The 17,619-nt window shown below is 63.9% G+C and carries 14 protein-coding genes, 2 tRNA genes and 1 riboswitch; of the genes, 9 read left to right on the top strand and 7 right to left on the bottom strand.

Annotation, left to right across the window (positions count from 1 at the left end; all coding sequences use genetic code 11):
• Positions 1-71 precede the first annotated feature (71 nt).
• Positions 72-2,441 (top strand): glucose/quinate/shikimate family membrane-bound PQQ-dependent dehydrogenase, encoded by a 2,370-nt coding sequence (locus REA38_RS00710; protein ID WP_308884556.1) that lies wholly within the window; start codon positions 72-74, stop codon positions 2,439-2,441.
• A 235-nt stretch (positions 2,442-2,676) separates the two neighbouring features.
• Here the strand turns inward: REA38_RS00710 and REA38_RS00715 are convergent.
• Positions 2,677-2,766 (bottom strand) — tRNA-Ser (locus tag REA38_RS00715).
• Between the two features lie 92 nt (positions 2,767-2,858).
• Here REA38_RS00715 and mtfA point away from each other — a divergent pair.
• The gene (gene mtfA, locus REA38_RS00720; protein ID WP_033635147.1) at positions 2,859-3,659 is read left to right on the top strand and encodes a DgsA anti-repressor MtfA; all 801 of its coding nucleotides are present in this window, start codon (positions 2,859-2,861) and stop codon (positions 3,657-3,659) included.
• Between the two features lie 99 nt (positions 3,660-3,758).
• A tRNA-Asn gene (locus REA38_RS00725) sits at positions 3,759-3,834 on the top strand.
• A 54-nt stretch (positions 3,835-3,888) separates the two neighbouring features.
• Here REA38_RS00725 and gap read toward each other — a convergent pair.
• From gap to REA38_RS00745, 4 genes are all read right to left on the bottom strand, one after another.
• On the bottom strand, positions 3,889-4,899 hold the full coding sequence (gap, locus tag REA38_RS00730) for a type I glyceraldehyde-3-phosphate dehydrogenase (protein WP_308884557.1): 1,011 nt from the start codon (positions 4,897-4,899) through the stop codon (positions 3,889-3,891).
• Positions 4,900-4,975: 76 nt separating this feature from the next.
• Positions 4,976-5,950, bottom strand: a complete 975-nt coding sequence (locus REA38_RS00735; RefSeq protein ID WP_049234372.1) for a GlxA family transcriptional regulator — start codon at positions 5,948-5,950, stop codon at positions 4,976-4,978.
• 126 nt (positions 5,951-6,076) lie between these two features.
• On the bottom strand, positions 6,077-6,811 hold the full coding sequence (locus tag REA38_RS00740; RefSeq protein WP_308884560.1) for an SDR family NAD(P)-dependent oxidoreductase: 735 nt from the start codon (positions 6,809-6,811) through the stop codon (positions 6,077-6,079).
• 13 nt (positions 6,812-6,824) lie between these two features.
• Positions 6,825-7,847, bottom strand: coding sequence for an LLM class flavin-dependent oxidoreductase (locus REA38_RS00745; protein ID WP_033635151.1), 1,023 nt, complete (start codon positions 7,845-7,847; stop codon positions 6,825-6,827).
• Positions 7,848-7,996: 149 nt separating this feature from the next.
• Positions 7,997-8,099: riboswitch (TPP riboswitch) on the top strand.
• Between the two features lie 62 nt (positions 8,100-8,161).
• On the opposite strand from REA38_RS00745, the gene REA38_RS00750 reads away from it, so the two are divergent.
• From REA38_RS00750 to REA38_RS00765, 4 genes are read left to right on the top strand one after another with little or no spacing between them, the layout of a single operon-like run.
• A complete protein-coding gene (locus REA38_RS00750) occupies positions 8,162-8,845 on the top strand; it encodes a TenA family protein (protein ID WP_060438514.1) in 684 nt (227 codons plus the stop codon).
• Complete coding sequence (locus REA38_RS00755) at positions 8,842-9,582, top strand: ABC transporter ATP-binding protein (RefSeq protein ID WP_193169388.1); 741 nt, start codon at positions 8,842-8,844, stop codon at positions 9,580-9,582. Before REA38_RS00750 ends, REA38_RS00755 begins: the two co-directional genes overlap by 4 nt.
• A complete protein-coding gene (locus REA38_RS00760; RefSeq protein ID WP_041035801.1) occupies positions 9,579-10,346 on the top strand; it encodes an ABC transporter permease in 768 nt (255 codons plus the stop codon). The genes REA38_RS00755 and REA38_RS00760 overlap by 4 nt, the downstream gene beginning before the upstream one ends.
• Before the next feature lie 35 nt (positions 10,347-10,381).
• A complete protein-coding gene (locus REA38_RS00765) occupies positions 10,382-11,317 on the top strand; it encodes an ABC transporter substrate-binding protein (RefSeq protein WP_164050828.1) in 936 nt (311 codons plus the stop codon).
• Here the strand turns inward: REA38_RS00765 and REA38_RS00770 are convergent, their stop codons facing one another.
• The gene (locus tag REA38_RS00770; protein WP_060445789.1) at positions 11,318-12,058 is read right to left on the bottom strand and encodes a transporter substrate-binding domain-containing protein; all 741 of its coding nucleotides are present in this window, start codon (positions 12,056-12,058) and stop codon (positions 11,318-11,320) included.
• Between the two features lie 286 nt (positions 12,059-12,344).
• Here REA38_RS00770 and opgB point away from each other — a divergent pair, with 286 nt between their 5' ends.
• Complete coding sequence (opgB, locus tag REA38_RS00775) at positions 12,345-14,648, top strand: phosphatidylglycerol--membrane-oligosaccharide glycerophosphotransferase (RefSeq protein WP_308325870.1); 2,304 nt, start codon at positions 12,345-12,347, stop codon at positions 14,646-14,648.
• Between the two features lie 138 nt (positions 14,649-14,786).
• The gene (locus REA38_RS00780; protein ID WP_164050823.1) at positions 14,787-16,250 is read left to right on the top strand and encodes an AMP nucleosidase; all 1,464 of its coding nucleotides are present in this window, start codon (positions 14,787-14,789) and stop codon (positions 16,248-16,250) included.
• Between the two features lie 36 nt (positions 16,251-16,286).
• Here REA38_RS00780 and nac read toward each other — a convergent pair whose 3' ends face one another.
• Positions 16,287-17,210 (bottom strand): nitrogen assimilation transcriptional regulator NAC, encoded by a 924-nt coding sequence (nac, locus tag REA38_RS00785; protein ID WP_033635160.1) that lies wholly within the window; start codon positions 17,208-17,210, stop codon positions 16,287-16,289.
• Between the last annotated feature and the right edge of the window lie 409 nt (positions 17,211-17,619).

Consider the following 17,619-nt stretch of genomic DNA (forward strand, 5'->3'; position numbering starts at 1 on the left):
CAGCCCGAAGGCGCAACGCCACCTCATTCCCCTTTTTAACCGCCTCAGAGAAAAATCACTAAGGAGCTCATATGCAAAAAGCACACAGGACGCGGGACGGGAAGAAGTACCTCCTGTGGTTTCTTGCCGGATTGATGTTCATTATCGGCCTGGCAATCTGCCTTCTCGGCACCAGATTGGCCTTCGTCGGCGGAACGTTTTATTTCGTGGCGATGGGTCTGGCGATGATTATCGCCGCCGTACTGATTGCCCGGCGCCGTCGCAGCGGCATTATCCTGTACGCGATCGCCTTCGTCGCCTCCCTGTTTTGGGCCGTCGCCGATGCCGGCTGGCATTACTGGCCGCTGTTCTCGCGCCTTTTCACCCTCGGCGTTTTAGCGTTTCTTTGCGCTATCGCCTGGCCATTGATGCCCGGTCATTCGGCCAAAAAAGGCCCGGCTTTCGGCTTAGCGGCGATCCTGGCCATCGGGCTGGGGGTCAGCTTCGGGTGGATGTTCAGATCCCAACCGCTGGTCAGCGCGACGAAAACCATCCCCGTATTTCCAGTAGCCGCCGGCGAGCAACAAAAGAATTGGGAGCACTGGGGAAATACCCCGCACGGCGATCGCTTCGCCGCACTTGATCAAATAAACAAGCAGAACGTTTCCCGCTTGCAGGTGGCCTGGACTGCCCATACCGGCGATCTTCCCGTGAGCAAAGGTTCGGGCGCGGAAGATCAGAATACGCCTTTGCAGGTCGGCGACACGCTTTATGTCTGCACCCCGTACAGTAAAGTGCTGGCTTTAGATGTGGATAGCGGGAAAGAAAAATGGCGTTTCGATCCGCAGGCCGCCTCGCCGAACTGGCAGCGCTGCCGGGGCCTGGGTTACTACGAGGATCACGCCGCTCCTGCAGCAACAGGCTCGAGTCGCCCACCCGCGATCTGTTCGCGTCGTTTGTTCCTGCCCACAATTGACGCCAGACTCATCGCCCTTGATGCCGACACGGGGAAATTGTGCGACGCCTTTGGCGATCGCGGTACCGTCGATCTCGGCAGCGGCATGGGCGAAATCAAACCGGGCTATTATCAACAAACCTCCACGCCGCTGGTGGCCGGAGAAATCGTCGTCGTGGGGGGACGCGTAGCGGACAACTTTTCCACCGATGAGCCTCCCGGCGTTGTTCGAGCTTATGATGTTCACTCCGGCAACCTCGTGTGGGCCTGGGATCCGGGCAACCCTGAACTGAGCGGCCTGCCGCCGGAGGGGCAAACCTATACTCGCGGCACGCCGAATGTCTGGTCAGCCATGTCCTATGACAAGCGGTTGAACCTCATCTATTTACCCACAGGCAACGCGACGCCAGACTTTTTCGGCGGCACTCGCAGCGCGCTGGACGACAAATACAGCTCCGCCGTCGTCGCCGTAGACGCCGCTACCGGCAAAGTTCGCTGGCACTATCAGACGACCCACCACGATTTGTGGGACTTCGATCTGCCCTCACAGCCACTGTTGTTCGATTTGCCCGACGGCAAAGGCGGCATTACGCCGGTTCTGGTGCAAACCAGCAAGCAAGGCATGATTTTCATGCTTAACCGCGTGACCGGCGAGCCCGTCGCGCAAGTTGAAGAACGCCCGGTGCCAACGGGAGCTATCAAGGGTGAACGCTATTCCCCCACCCAGCCGTACTCAGTGGGGATGCCGATGATTGGCAATGAACAACTGAAAGAGTCGGATATGTGGGGCGCAACGCCGATTGACCTGCTGTTATGCCGCATTCAGTTTAAAGAAATGCGCTATCAAGGCATTTTCACCCCGCCGGGTGAAGACCGCGCCCTGCAATACCCAGGCTCCCTGGGAGGAATGAACTGGGGCAGCGTCGCCGTGGATCCCCACAATAACCTGATGTTCGTTAACGACATGCGTCTGGGATTGGCGCATTATCTGGTGCCGCGGGATAAGGTGCCGACCAACGCCAGCGGTATTGAAATGGGGATAGTCCCGATGGAGGGCACCCCGTTCGGGGCCCTGCGAGAACGGTTCCTCTCCCCGCTGGGGATCCCCTGCCAGAAACCGCCGTTCGGCACGATGTCCGCCGTGGACCTGACTACCGGCAAATTGGTGTGGCAGGTCCCTGTCGGGACAGTCGAGGATACCGGGCCGCTCGGCATCAGCATGCATATGCCGATCCCTATCGGCATGCCAACGCTGGGCGCGCCGCTGTCGACGCAGTCGGGTCTTCTGTTTTTCGCCGGCACGCAGGACTTCTATTTACGCGCCTTTGACACCGCCAACGGTAAAGAGATTTGGAAATCGCGCTTGCCGGTCGGGAGCCAATCCGGCCCGATGACTTACCTTTCGCCGAAAACCGGCAAACAGTACATTGTCATCAATGCGGGGGGCGCACGCCAATCACCGATGCGCGGCGACTACATTATCGCCTATGCGCTGCCGGACAAGTAATCCCGCACGAGAAATATCAAGGCGCATCGGGTTTACAGAGTGAGTCAATCCCATCGGCAACGGGCGGCGTCAAACCCGCCCTATCGTTCACAACATGACAAACGGTAAGACGAAAAGACGGTTTGATAACGTCGGCAAAGGGTCGGGACAGGAAAATAAGAACGACAGCCGATAAGAACGGTGGTTTTACTGTGATGGGGATCGTTGAAAGATTTATTCGTAAGTGATTGAATAGTGGCGGAGAGAGGGGGATTTGAACCCCCGGTAGAGTTGCCCCTACTCCAGTTTTCGAGACTGGTCCGTTCAGCCGCTCCGGCATCTCTCCTGACAACGCTTGCTATCATGCCCGCTTTTGCGGCATTTTTACAGCATTAGCATACCGCTGAACGTTCAAGTGATGAGTTTACGAGCAACCTGATGATTAAATGGCCGTGGAAAGCGACTCAACCCTCTCAATCCCAGGCAGACATCGAGGCCCAGTGGCAGGACGCGCTGGCGATCCCGCTGCTCTCGCCGCTGAATGAGCAGGAGCGGCAGCGGCTGGTGGCCGTCGCCGGGCAAATCTTGCAGCAAAAGCGCATCGTGCCGCTGCAGGGGCTGCAGCTCACCTCGCAAATGCAGGCGCGCATCGCCCTGCTGTTCGCCCTGCCGGTGCTGGAGCTCGGCGCGGAGTGCCTCGACGGCTTCAACGAAATCCTGCTCTACCCCACCCCGTTCGTGGTGGAAGACGAATGGCAGGACGAAATTGGCCTGGTGCACTCGGGGCCGGTGGTGCAGTCCGGCCAGAGCTGGGAACAAGGGCCGATCGTGCTCAACTGGCAAGACGTGCAGGACTCTTTCGATCTCTCCGGTTTCAATCTGGTGATCCACGAAGCGGTGCACAAGCTGGATATGCGCAACGGCGGCGTCGCCACCGGCGTGCCGCCGATCCCGCTGCGCGAAGTGGCCGCCTGGGAGCACGATCTGCACGCCGCGATGGAAAGTCTGCAGGACGAGATCGACATGGTCGGCGAAGAGGCCGCCAGCATGGACGCCTACGCCGCCACCGATGCGGCCGAGTGCTTCGCCGTGCTGTCGGAGTATTTTTTCAGCGCCCCCGAGCTGCTGGCAGAACGCTTTCCGGCGCTGTATCAGCACTTTTGCCGCTTCTACCGCCAGGATCCGCTGGCGCGCCTGCTGCGCGGCCAGGCGGAAAACGATGCGCAATGGGCTGACTGACGGGCATATTGCTCAGATACCGAGCAGTCGCGCCGCCTGGGGCAATTTAGCGTTGACACACCCGGGGCGGCTGGATATGATGCGCCCCGTTCACACGATTCCTCTGTAGTTCAGTCGGTAGAACGGCGGACTGTTAATCCGTATGTCACTGGTTCGAGTCCAGTCAGAGGAGCCATATTTAGAGAAGCCCGCTTAAGGAAACTTAAGCGGGCTTTTTGCTGTTGGGCGTTTACAGCCCGCGTTTTTCCATCAGCAGCGCCAGATCGACCAAGCGGTTGGAGAAGCCCCACTCGTTGTCATACCAGGCGAGCACCTTCACCAGATTGCCGCCGATGACCAGCGTGGACAGGCCGTCGATAATCGACGAGCGCGCGTCGCCCCGATAGTCGCTCGACACCAGCGGTTCATCGCTGTACCCCAGGATCCCTTTCAGCGGGCCGGACGCCGCCGCCGCGCGGAAAGCGGCGTTGATCTCCTCCACCGTCGCCGGGCGTTTCAGCGTCACCGTCAGATCGACGATCGAGACGACCGGTACCGGCACCCGCAGCGAGTAACCGGTCAGGCGGCCGTCGAGATCCGGGATCACCTTGCCGAGCGCCTTGGCCGCGCCGCTGGAGTAAGGCACGATCGACTCCGCCGCCGCCCGCGCGCCGCGCAGATCTTTTTCCGGCTGATCGTGCAGCGCCTGGCTGTTGGTATAGGCGTGAGTGGTGTTCATCAGCCCGTATTCGATGCCGAACGCCTGATGCAGCACCTGCGCGGCGGGCGCCAGCCCGTTGGTGGTGCAGCTGCCGTTGCTGACCACTTTATGCAGCGCCGGATCGTAGAGCTGGTCGTTAACCCCCATGACGATGGTGATGTCGTCGTTCTTGGCCGGCGCCGAGATAATCACCCGCTTAGCGCCGCCGTGCGTGATGTGCACTTCCGCCTTGGCTTTATCGGTAAAGAAGCCCGTCGCTTCGATCACCACGTCCACGCCCACGCTGCGCCAGGGGATTTCGGCGGGATCGCGCTGCGAAAACACCTGAATTGGCCGGCCGTCCAGCAGCAGCTGGTTGTCGCCGGCTTCCACTTTGGCCGCCAGCGTGCCGGAAAGCGTGTCGTATTTCAGCAGGTGCGCCAGCGTTTTGCTGTCCGTCAGATCGTTGATCGCCACCACTTCAAAACCGCAGCGCCCCAGCGCCGCGCGCAGCACGTTGCGCCCGATCCTGCCGAAGCCGTTAATGCCTACTTTCACCATGATGCTCTCCTCGTTTGGGCTTTGCCTCAAATCTAGCCCTGCCCCGAGGCGGCGTAAATGACGTTTAACGATCAATTTACGCCAAATTGCGCGCGTGGAAGCGTTCGCGGTATTCGCTCGGGGTCAGCTGCAGTTTGCGCTCAAACACCCGCCGCAGGTTAAGGCCGTTGCCGAAGCCGGTGGCCAGCGCGATCTGTTCGATGCCCTCCGCACTCTGCTCGAGGCGCTGCCTGGCGGTATGCAACCGCCCTTCTTCGACGAATTTGGCGGGAGAAATGCCCGTCTCGCGGGTGAACACCCGGGTAAAGTTGCGCGGGCTCATCGCCACGCGTTCGGCCAACCGATCGACGCTGAGATCGTCGGCGAGGTTTTCCAGGATCCAGGACTGCAGGTCGCGGATCGGGCCAGGCGATTTGGCCTGGTTGAGCGGGTAGCGGCTGAACTGCGCCTGCCCGCCGGGGCGGCGCAGAAACATCACCAGATCCTGCGCCACTTCGCGCGCCTGCACGAAGCCGTAGTCGTCCTCCACCAGCGCCAGCGTCAGATCGAAGCCGGAACTGACGCCGCCGGAGGTCCAGATCGGCCCGTCCTGCACGTAGATCGGGCCGTTCTCGACCTGCACCCGCGGGAAGCGCGCCTGCAGCGTTTCCGCCAGCCGCCAGTGGGTAGTCGCCCGCCGCCCGTCCAGCAACCCGGCTTCGGCCAGCAGCAGAGCCCCGCCGCAAACGGAAGCGATCCGGCGCGCCTGCGGGGCCGCGCGGCGCAGCCAATCCGCCACCAGGGCGCCCTCTTCTTCGGTCGCCCCCTTGCCGGCAACAATGACGGTATCGCGCGGCAGGGCCGGATCGAGATCCGCCAGGCGGTGGTCGGCCAACAGGCTCAGCCCGGACAGGCCGTGTACCACCCGATGGGATTGCGTGGTGGCGACCGCGATCTGATACAGCGGCGCCTCGGCAGGGCTCAGACGGTTAGCCTGCATCAGGATATCGGCGATGCCCGCCGCTTCGAACAGCATGCCCCCTTCAGGGACGATAATCAGGAATGTATGCATGGCGATAATAGGAAGAACAAGCAAAACAGGTCAGACAGCCACTGTATAAGAAAAGCCTCTCCGGTTCACCCTGCGGGCATAAAAAAGCCCGCCGGCAAGCGCCGACGGGCCAACAAAGCACTGTCCTCAAGCCTGCGGCAGGCTCACCCCGCCGGCGCGCGCCAATTGCGCCAGCAGCGCCGTTTGAAACGCCTCGTCGTATACCGCCGCGTGAGGTTCGAAGCGCTGTTGATGGTGCCAATAGCCGCCGGACGCCAGAGCCTGCGGCTCATCGCTGCTCACCAGCCACGCCTGCGTCACATGCCCCAGCGCCAGATCGTCTGGCGCATCCGCGCCGCCCATTTTGGTCGGCACCCAGCCGGGATCGACCGCGCTGCTGATCACGTCAGGCCACAGGCGCGCCACAGCGGCGGCCAGCGCGGTGACGAACAGTTTGCTGTCCGAATAGGAGCCGGCTGCGCCGCCGAGCCAGTCCACACCGTTCAGTTCCGCCACGCCGTCAAAGTGCATGCTGCTGCTCAGATAGACGATACGCTTGGGGCGTTCGATCAGGGCCGTCAGCAAGTAGGGCGCAACGACGTTCACCGGCACCACCTGCGGCCCGGTAAACATACCGGCGTTGTGGATCACCGCGTCCGGGCGGCCGAGGCGGTTGACCTGCTCGGCAAGCTGCCGGATCTGCTGCACATCGGACAGATCGCCGATCGTCGCCTGTGCGCCGCGATCCAGCAGATCGCGCACCGCGTCCAAACGGCCGGGCTCACGCGCATGCAGAATTACCTGATGCCCTTCGTCCAACAGCGTTTGCGCGGCGGCGCGGCCCAGCCCGTCTACCGAACCGGTAATGAAAATGCGTGACATGCCACTCCTCCGTTTAGCGCCAGCCGAGCGCCGGCGCGACATGGGTTAAAATCGATTCGATGACGTGGGCGTTGTAATCCACGCCCAGCTGGTTAGGTACGGTCAGCAGCAGCGTATCCGCTTCGGCGATGGCCTCGTCCTGCGCCAGCTGCTTGATCAGCTCGTCCGGCTCGGCGGCATAGCTGCGGCCGAAGATCGCCCGGGTCTGCGCGTCGATATACCCCAGTTGATCGCCCTCCTTGCCGCCGCCGCCGAAGTAGTTGCGATCCCGCTGATCCACCAGCGCGAAGATGCTGCGGCTGACGGAAACCCGCGGCTCGCGCGCATGGCCCGCCTCTTGCCAGGCGGCGCGGTAGGCGCGGATCTGCTTGGCCTGCTGGATATGGAAGGGTTCGCCGGTTTCGTCGTTCTTGAGCGTCGAGCTTTGCAGGTTCATGCCCAGCTTCGCCGCCCAGACGGCGGTGGCATTCGAACCGGCGCCCCACCAGATGCGATCGCGCAGCCCGGCGGAAAACGGCTCCGGCCGCAGCAGCCCGGGCGGATTCGGGAACATCGGCTGTGGATTGGGCTCGGCGAACCCCTCACCGCGCAGCGCTTCCAGGAACACTTCGGTATGGCGGCGGGCCATGTCCGCGTCGCTCTCGCCGTCGGCCGGGGCATAGCCGAAATAGCGCCAGCCGTCGATCACCTGCTCCGGCGAGCCGCGGCTGATGCCGAGCTGCAGCCGCCCGCCGGCGATCAGATCCGCCGCGCCGGCGTCTTCCACCATGTACAGCGGATTTTCATAACGCATGTCGATCACGCCGGTGCCGATCTCGATGCGTTGGGTTTTGGCGCCGATGGCGGCCAGCAGCGGGAACGGCGACCCCAGCTGGCGTGCGAAGTGGTGTACGCGAAAATAGGCGCCGTCCGCCCCCAGATCTTCGGCGGCGACCGCCAGATCGATGGACTGCAGCAGCGCATCCGCCGCGGAACGGGTGCCGGACTGGGCGGAAGGCGACCAGTGGCCAAACGAGAGAAAACCAATCTTTTTCATCGGGCATCATCCTCAAAGGCAAATCATCGGCCTACAGTGACAAAAACCGCGCGCCCTGCGCCAGCAAAATCGCCCCCGATCGCACTAAACGAACCGATTGCCGCCGCGCCGCCCGGCGATTGTAATCAAAAAACAAATGTCGTATAACAAGCAGCTCCGAGGGGTGTCCTGTTACGGGCTGAGATGGCGCAAGCCGAACCCTTTGAACCTGATCTGGGTCATGCCAGCGAAGGGACGGTTAGGCAACAACGCTCTCACCCGTTGCCTGTTCATACCCCAGCGTGCCCGGATCTCCACTGACTCAAGGAGGTCCCATGTCCATCACCACCCTGTTCGAAAGCGGTCTTTACGGCCGGCTGCGCCAACAAGCCGGCAGCCACTGGCAGGACTACGTCGATCACCCGTTTCTGCAGCAGCTGGCCGCCGGCACCTTGCCCGAACGCGCGTTTCGCCGCTACCTGACCCAGGACTATCTGTTCCTGCTGCACTTCGCCCGCGCCTACGCGCTGCTGGTCAGCAAGCTGCGCACCCTGCCGGAGATGCGCGCCGCCACCGCCTCGCTCAACGGCATCGTCGCCGAACTGCCGCTGCACGTGGCCTACTGCGCCGAATGGGGGCTGAGCGAAGCGCAGATCGCCGCCCAGCCGGAAGCGGCGGAAACCATGAACTATACCCGCTACGTACTGGATATCGGCCATGCCGGCGACGCCCTCGACCTGCTGGCCGGCCTGCTGCCCTGCGTGGCCGGCTATGCCGAAATCGGCCTGCGGCTGCTGCACGATCCCGCCACCCAAATGGAGGGCAATCCTTACGCCTCCTGGATCCGCAACTACGGCGACGAGGGCTATCTGGCCGGCGTGCGCGCCGCCATCGAGCTGCTCGAGACCGTCGGCCACCAGCGCGGCGCACCAGGCCGCTTCCCCGAGCTGGCGCAGATTTTCACCACCGCCACCCAGCTGGAATCGGCATTTTGGCAGATGGGGCTGAACGCCTCATGACCTCCCCGCGTCTCCCGCCCGGCATCCAGGTGCGGGATCTCACTCTGCGCTTCGGTCAACAGACGGTCTTTGAGCGGCTGAGCTTCGACATCGCCGGCGGCAGCTTCGTCGCCCTGCTCGGCGCCAGCGGCGCCGGCAAAACCAGCCTGCTGAAGATCATCGCCGGCCTGGCGCAGGCCACCTCAGGCACGGTGACCGGCAGCGACGGCCTGCCGATCGCCGGGCGCATCGCCTACATGGGGCAAAAAGACCTGCTCTACCCGTGGCTGACCGTCGAAGAGAACGTCGCCCTCGGCTCGCGGCTGCGCGGCGAAACGCCGGACCGGGCGTGGGCGGCGCACCTGCTGGAACGCGTGGGCCTGGCCGCTCACGGCCGCAGCCTGCCCGCCGCGCTGTCCGGCGGCATGCGCCAGCGCGCTGCCATCGCCCGCACGCTCTACGAACGCCAGCCGATCGTGCTGATGGACGAACCCTTTTCCGCACTGGACGCCATTACCCGCGCCGAGATCCAGAGCCTGGCCGCCGAACTGCTGGCGCAAAACACCGTGCTGCTGATCACCCACGACCCGATGGAAGCCTGCCGCCTGAGCCACCGGCTGCTGGTGCTGTCGCCCTGGCCGCTGGGCCTCGATGATAGCCACCGCATCAGCGGGCAACCGCCGCGTGCGCCGGATGACGCCGGCCTGCTGAAAAGCCAGGCCGAGCTGCTGCAACAGCTGGTGAGGGCCGCGCAATGAATATCGCCAAAGAGCGCGGCCTCACCCGCCTGCGGCGCGGGCTGACGGTGTTCGTCGGCCTGCTGCTGCTGTGGTGGCTGGCGGCGCAAAGCGGCATTCCGGCCTTCCTGCTGCCCACGCCGGGCGCGGTGGCGCAGGCGCTGTGGGACGGGCGCGGCTATCTCGCCTGGCACACGCTGATCACCGCTTCGGAGATCGTCAGCGGGCTGGCGCTGGGCGTGCTGCTCGGCGCGGCGCTGGCGCTGTGCATGATCTTCTCGCCGCGGCTGCAGCGCTGGCTGATGCCGCTGGTGCTCACCAGCCAGGCGATACCGGTATTCGCCCTGGCGCCACTGCTGGTGCTGTGGTTCGGCTTCGGCATGAGCGCCAAGGTGGCGATGGCGGTGCTGGTGATTTTCTTCCCGGTGGTGTCGGCCTTTTTCGATGGGCTGCGGCGGGTCAACAACGACTATCTCGATCTGGCGCGCACGATGCGCGCTTCGCGCTGGGCGCAGCTGCGGCACGTGCGGCTGATGGCGGCGCTACCGGCCTTCGGCTCCGGCCTGCGCATGGCCGCCGCCGTCGCGCCGATCGGCGCCATCATCGGCGAATGGGTCGGCTCGGCCGAAGGGCTGGGCTATGTGATGCTGAACGCCAACGCGCGCATGCAGACCGACGTCTGCTTCGCCGCGCTGTTTATTTTGGTGCTGATGACCGTGCTGCTGTGGGCCGCGGTGGATGCGCTGCTGCGGCGCCTGATCGCCTGGGCGCCGGAAAACGACTGATGATTGCAACCATAACCAGGGATAAAGGAACGACCATGATCAAACAAACCGTTTGCGGGCTGCTGCTCGGCGCCGCCATCACCGGCCAGGCCGGCGCGGCCGAAAAGCTGACGCTGGTGCTCGACTGGTACATCAACCCCGATCACGCGCCGATTATGGTGGCCGAGCAGATCGGCGCCTTCAAGGCCGAAGGGCTGGACGTCAAGATCGTGCCGCCGTCCGATCCGGCGCTGCCGCCGCGGCTGGTGGCCGCCAAACAGGCCGACCTCGCCATCACCTACCAACCTCAGCTGCATTTCTTCGCCGATCAGGGCCTGCCGCTGATGCGTGTCGGCACGCTGATCAACACGCCGTTGAATACGGTGATCGCGCTGGATAAAAACATCACGTCGCCGGCGGATCTCAAGGGCAAGACGGTGGGTTACTCGGTCAGCGGCATCGAACAGGCGACGCTGGCCACCATGGTCGAACACGAACACCTCAAGCCGCAGGACATCAAGCTCATCAACGTCAACTTCCAGCTGACCAGCGCCCTGCTGGCGGGCCAGGTCGATGCGGTGATCGGCGGCTACCGCAACATCGAAGCGCTGGAGCTGAAGCTGCAGGGCAAGACGCCGGTGGTGTTCAACGTCGAAGATTACGGCGTGCCGGCCTACGACGAGCTGATCATCGTCGCCCACCGCGATGCGGTGAACGAGCCGAAAATCCGCAAGTTCCTCGCCGCGCTGAAGAAAGGCAGCGACTACCTGCACGCGCACCCGCAGGACACCTGGCTGGCGTTCGCCAAGGCGCACCCGGAGCTGAATACCGAGCTGAACAAACAGGCATGGCAAGCCAGCCTGCCGCTGTTCGCGCGCGATCCGGCCAAGCTGGATCGGGCACGCTACCAGGCTTACGAACAGTTCCTGTTCGACAACAAGCTGATCAAGAAAATCACTCCGGTGGAACAGTACGCGGTGGAGTTGAACTGATCACGCCGAGGCGGCCGGCGGCGCCACCGTCACCTCACCCTGGCCGCTGCGCTGCAAGGCCGCCTTCACCAGCCCGTTGGCCTTGCAGCGCTCGATAAAATCGTTCACGTAGGCGGCGCCCTGCGTTTTTTGCCGCGGCACCGCCATTGCCTGGCGGATAGCGGTGAAATGCCCGTCCAGCACCCGGTAGCCGGGATGGACGGCCGCAGCGGCCAGCAGCGGTTGGCGCACACCGGCCGCCGCCTCCAGCCCCCGGTCGAAAAACAGCGCGATCGCCTCGGCAGAGGTTGCCGCCCGCACCAGTTGCGCCTGCTGCAGCGTGCGCGATAAAAACAGATCGTACGCCGCCCCCTGGCCGACCGCGATGCGCACCTCCGGCCTGTCGAGCTGCGCCACCTCAAAGTAAGGCGCGTCGTTCGCCACCAGGTAAGTCCCCTCGATGATCACGTACGGCTCGCTGAAGGCGATCTGCGCCGCGCGCACCGGCTCGATGGCCATAAACGCCAGGTTCCAGGCGCCGCTGTCCAGATCGGCGAACACCTTGCCCGCCGCGTCATAGGTCACCAGCTCGAGCGCCACGCCCAGCTCCTGGGCCAGCGCGGCGGCCAGCTCCACCGAAGCGCCTTGCGGTTTGCCGCCGGCTCCGGCCTGCGCCAGCACCGGATTGCCGTAGTTGATCGCCGCGCGCAACACGCCTTGCGGGGCCAGATCGTCGAGTACCGCGGCGGGAATCGTCTGCATACTTCCTCCTGAATGGCTGATGGGCGCGCCGTCGTGGCGCTCATTAAGCGTAGAGCGAAACCTCGGACCAGCAAGCTTTCGCCGCCGAAGCCGCCGCCGGCGTGATTAACGTCACACTATTGTCATAAAAATGTACAATAGCCGCCGTTCGTCGGCCGTAGCGGGAGATCGCGCGTTGTTCCGCCGCCGGCAATAGGCTATACCCTTCACTTTTCGCGCCGCGGCACGCTCGGCGGCGCAGACCAGGGCAGCAACGGTTTTATTTCAATCAGACAGGGTTTGGCGGATGGTTTTAGCTGTCGTTTCGTTTGTTCTCTTTTTGGCGTCGATTTTGATTTATCGCACCCGGGCCGCCGCCAACCGCTGGTGGTTCGCCATTCTGCTGACGCTGCTCGGCAGCTATCTGGTGCTGAACGTCATCCTGATCGCCAGCAACTACTTCACCGGCGACGGCATCACCGACGCGGTGATTTACACCGTCACCAGCAGCCTCAAAGGCGCGGGCATCAGCAAATACGTGCTGCCGTTCATCGGCCTGCTGGCGGCGTTGGGGCTTATCTTCGCGGTGCTGGCTCGCAGCCTGCTGCGCCGCAAGGCCAAAGGCAGCAGCGTGGCCTACAGCATCGTCGCCGTGCTGCTGGCGCTGTTTTCGGTCGGCACCACCCCGGCGTTTCAGGACATCTCGCTGCTGGTCAAGAGCCAGATCGTCGGCGATACCGCCGATTTCACCACCTATTACAAGGCGCCGAAAAAGACCGTGCAGGGCAAGCGGCCGAACCTGGTGTACATCTATGCCGAGAGCCTGGAGCGCACCTACTTCGACGCCGAGCTGTTTCCCGGCCTGGCCGACGAGCTGAACGCCCTGCGCACGGACAGCATCGATTTCAGCAACACCCAGCAGCTGCCGGGTACCGGCTATACCATCGCCGGCATGGTCGCCTCGCAGTGCGGCATTCCGCTGTTCGCGCCCTTCGACGGCAACGCCTCCAGCGCGGTCTCCACCTTCTACCCGGAGAACGTCTGCCTGGGCGACGTGCTGAAGGCCGCCGGCTACAGCAACTATTTCTATCAGGGCGCCGAGCTGGCGTTCGCCGGTAAAGACACCTTCCTGAAATCCCACGGCTTCGACCACGTTTACGGCTTCAAAGAGCTGCGCGAACAGGTCGCCGATCCGAGCTACAAAAACGACTGGGGCTGGTACGACGACAGCGTGCTGGACGTGGTGTACGGCAAGTTCGTCGAGCTGTCCAAACAGCGCCAACCCTTCTCGCTGTTCACCCTGACCGTCGACACCCATCACCCGGACGGCTTTATCTCCGCCGGCTGCAGCAAGAAAAGTTACGCCTGGCAGAACAAGGAAAACCGCTCGCTGAGCGCGGTGGCCTGCAGCCAGCAACACATCGCCGCGCTGATCGACAAGATCAAACGCTCGCCCTATTTCAGCAACACCGTGATCGTGGTGTCCTCCGATCATCTGGCGATGAACAACACCGCCTACGATATCCTGACCAAACAGAAGCGCCGCAACCTGTTCTTCATCATCGACGGCACCCGGCCGCTGGCGGAACAGCGCAACGAGAAGCGCAGCACGCTGGACAACGGCGCCACGGTGCTGGACGTGATGGGCGGCGACAACTACATCGGCCTCGGCCGCAGCAGCCTGTCGGCGCCGTCGCTGTCTACGGTGTTCCTGAACATCGAAGAGAAAATCAACGGCTGGAAACCGGCGGTGATCAACCAGTGGGGCCTGCCGAACCGCATCAGCGACTACAGCGTGGACACGCGCCAGCGCAGCTTCAGCTTTTCCGGCGTCACCTACAAGGTGCCGTTCATCCTGCGGGTGGGCGACAACCGCATCGAACCGATGTTCAACGTCTACCTCTCCACCCCGCTGCGCAAGCAGCTGGCCGGGTTGGGCGCGGGGGAGAAATTCGTCTGGGTCGATAAATGCTACGAGATCGGCCGGGTCTGGGCGCCGCAGCTGGCGCTGAGCACCGACATCTGCGTAGCCTCCGGCACCCTGGCCTCGCCGCCGCAGATCGTGCAGGCCAGCGGCGAACGCTTCCGCGGCAAGGTGAGCTTTACCGCCCCGCCGGCGGACAGCGTCGCCGATTATCAAAACGCCGTCGCCCGCCTGCAGGTGGACGACGCCGCGATGAAGTACCGGGCGGACAGCATCGAGTTCATGCTGCCCGGCCTGCCGGAGCAGGTGAAGGCCATCACCGGCGTTTCCGGCGTCGAGGAGTGGGGCCGCTGGTCCGACGCCAACCTGGCGCCGGCGGTCGACATCGATTACGTCGATCCGCTGCCGAAGCGCTTCGATCTGGTGCTGCGCGCCCGCGCCTACGGCAATAACGTCGGCGAACCGATTTCGGTGCGCGTCGGCGACGAAGAGCGTTTCGTGTCGCTCGGCGAACAGGACAGCACCGTCACCCTGCGCTTCGACAACCCGCGCGGCGCGCAGAAGATCAGCATTACCCCGCCGGCGCCGACCGAGCCGAAAGAGAGCGCCAGCGGCGGCTTCACGCCGAAGAAGCTGGGCATCGGCCTGGTGTCGCTGAAGGTCGAGGCGGCCTCCCCCTCCTCCTGATCCCCACGCCTTCACGGGCGCGGTATTTTCTTTGCCGCGCCCGTCATTTCGACCAAGCTTTTACGCCTTTCTTCGGCTAACCTGTGACGGTAAAACGCCGCAACCCCGCCACAGAGCCGGGACATCCAAGGAGAAAGTATGAGCTATGCCCCACCTCGCAGCGGCCTCAGCGCCGATCAGGCACTCGATCAACTGGAAGCCCTGTATGACGCCGCGGTAGACGCGCTGCGTCAGGCGGTCAGCGACTTTATCAACCACGGCACGCTGCCGGATGCGCAGGCGCGCGCCGCCGGGCTGTTCGTGTATCCCGAGCTGCGCGTCAGCTGGGACGGGCAGCAATCCGGCCTGAACAAAACCCGCGCCTTCGGCCGCTTTACCCATCCCGGCAGCTACAGCACCACCGTGACCCGGCCGCAGCTGTTCCGCCACTATCTGGCCGAACAGCTGGCGATGCTGGAGCACGATTACGCCGCCCATATCGAAGTGGCGCCGTCGCAGCAGGAGATCCCGTTCCCTTACGTGATCGACGGCTCCAGCCTGGCGCTCGATCGCTCGATGAGCGCCGGCATCGCGCAGCATTTCCCCACCACCGAGCTGGCGCAGATCGGTGACGAGACCGCCGACGGCCTGTACCACGCCACCGACAGCCATTTCCCGCTGTCGCATTTCGATGCGCTGCGCGCGGATTTCTCGCTGGCGCGGCTGCGGCACTACACCGGCACGCCGGTGGAACACTTCCAGCCGTTCGTGCTGTTCACCAACTACACCCGCTATGTGGATGAGTTCGTGCGCTGGGCCTGCGCCCAGATCGCCGATCCGGCCAGCCCCTACATCGCCCTCTCCAGCGCCGGCGGCACCTATATCACGCCGGAAACCCGCGCCCCGGAGCAGGCGGTGTCCGATCTGGCGTGGAAAAACCACCAGATGCCGGCCTATCACCTGATCTCGCGCACCGGCCAGGGCATTACGCTGATCAACATCGGCGTCGGCCCGTCCAACGCCAAAACCATCTGCGATCACCTGGCGGTGCTGCGCCCGAGCGCCTGGCTGATGATCGGCCACTGCGGCGGCCTGCGCGAAAGCCAGAAGATCGGCGATTATGTGCTGGCCCACGCCTATCTGCGCGACGATCACGTGCTGGATGCGGTGCTGCCGCCGGATATTCCGATCCCGAGCATCGCCGAGGTGCAGCGCGCCCTGTACGACGCCACCAAGATGGTCAGCGGCATGCCCGGCGAAGAGGTCAAACAGCGTTTGCGCACCGGCACCGTGGTCACCACCGACGATCGCAACTGGGAGCTGCGCTATTCCGCTTCGGCGCGGCGCTTCAACCTCAGCCGCGCGGTGGCGGTCGACATGGAGAGCGCCACCATCGCCGCCCAGGGTTACCGCTTCCGGGTGCCGTACGGCACGCTGCTGTGCGTCTCCGACAAACCGTTGCACGGCGAAATAAAACTGCCGGGCCAGGCCAACCGCTTCTACGAAGGGGCGATCTCCGAGCACCTGCAGATCGGCATCTGCGCCATCGATCTGCTGCGCGCCGAGGGCGATCGCCTGCACTCGCGCAAGCTGCGCACCTTCAACGAGCCGCCGTTCCGGTAACGGTTCTCAGGCCCGCTGCGGCGGGCCATTTTTTCCTTAACGCACCAACGCTAGCGCGCGCTTCTCCTGGCTGCGGCCGCCGGCGATCGACAGCAGCAGGTCTTTGACCAGCAGCGCCGGGGCGGACAGCGCCTGTTGGCCCGACATGCACAGCGACAGCGGCACCGACATCGTCGGCGCATTGATGCGCGCCATCCAGGCTTTGGCCGGGCCGATCATCGCGCGCGCCACCGATTCCGGCAGCACGGTCGCCCCCAGCCCGCCGGCGATCGCGGCGCTCAACGCGCCCGAGGATTCGATCTCCCCCACCACGTTGACAGCCAGCTTGCGCAACGCCATCGCCTCTTCCAGCTGATTGCGCACCGCATCGCCCTCGCGCGGCAGGAACAGGTTTAGCCGCGCCACGTCCAGCAGCTCGACGCTGTTGCCGGGATGCGGCACCGCGCGCGTCGCCACCAGATAAAGATCTTCTCGCATCAGTGCGATGGCGTGCAGCCCGGCGGGCATTTTGGCGCCGTAGACCATCGCCATGTCCAGCGTCTGGTTAGCCACCTGCCCGGCCAGCGCCGCGCCGCCGTTTTCATGCAGGCTGAGCAGGATACCCGGCTGCTGATCGCGCAGGCTCTGCAGCAGCGGCAACGCCAGCTGCGCCGCGGTGCTGCCCGACGCCAGCCCGAGAGACACCTGGCCGCTCATCGCCTGCCCGGCGCTGTTGACCGCACTCTGCGCCTGCTCGCACTGGCGCAGAATGGTCTGCGCGTGGGCATACAGAATGTTGCCGGCCTCGGTCGGCTGCACGCCGCGCTTGGTGCGGATCAGCAGCTGTTGCTTCAGCTCCCCCTCCAGCGTCGCCAGCTGCTGGCTGAGCGCCGGCTGGGCGATGTGCAACACCTCCGCCGCCTGGGTCAGGCTGCCGATATCGACGATTTTCACGAAGTACTTCAGACGTCTGAAATTCATAGTGCCTCCAGCGAGCCGCTAAATTGAGAATGCCGAAATCCGGTCAGGCAACCACAGCAAGATCCAGGCCAGAGTCGGTAAACGGCCACGGAAGCGGGATATACGGCGGTCAACGGCCGTTCGCCGGGCGACGCGCGCCACCGCGCAGGGCAGCCGTTGCACCATCGGCAGGCAAATGCGCCAAACAATGGGCAATCCGGCGGCGCTGTGCGCGGGATAAGCGATAAAAGCGAGAAAAAGCAGCAGGTTGGGCAATCTTGCAGCAAACGAGCGCGTCGGGCGTTTTCACGCTTTACAAGCCGCAACCACCCCGCTATTATTCGCCCCGTTCACACGATTCCTCTGTAGTTCAGTCGGTAGAACGGCGGACTGTTAATCCGTATGTCACTGGTTCGAGTCCAGTCAGAGG

It is taken from the genome of Serratia sp. MF1(2023), from assembly GCF_030954545.1.
Taxonomy (GTDB): domain Bacteria; phylum Pseudomonadota; class Gammaproteobacteria; order Enterobacterales; family Enterobacteriaceae; genus Serratia; species Serratia sarumanii.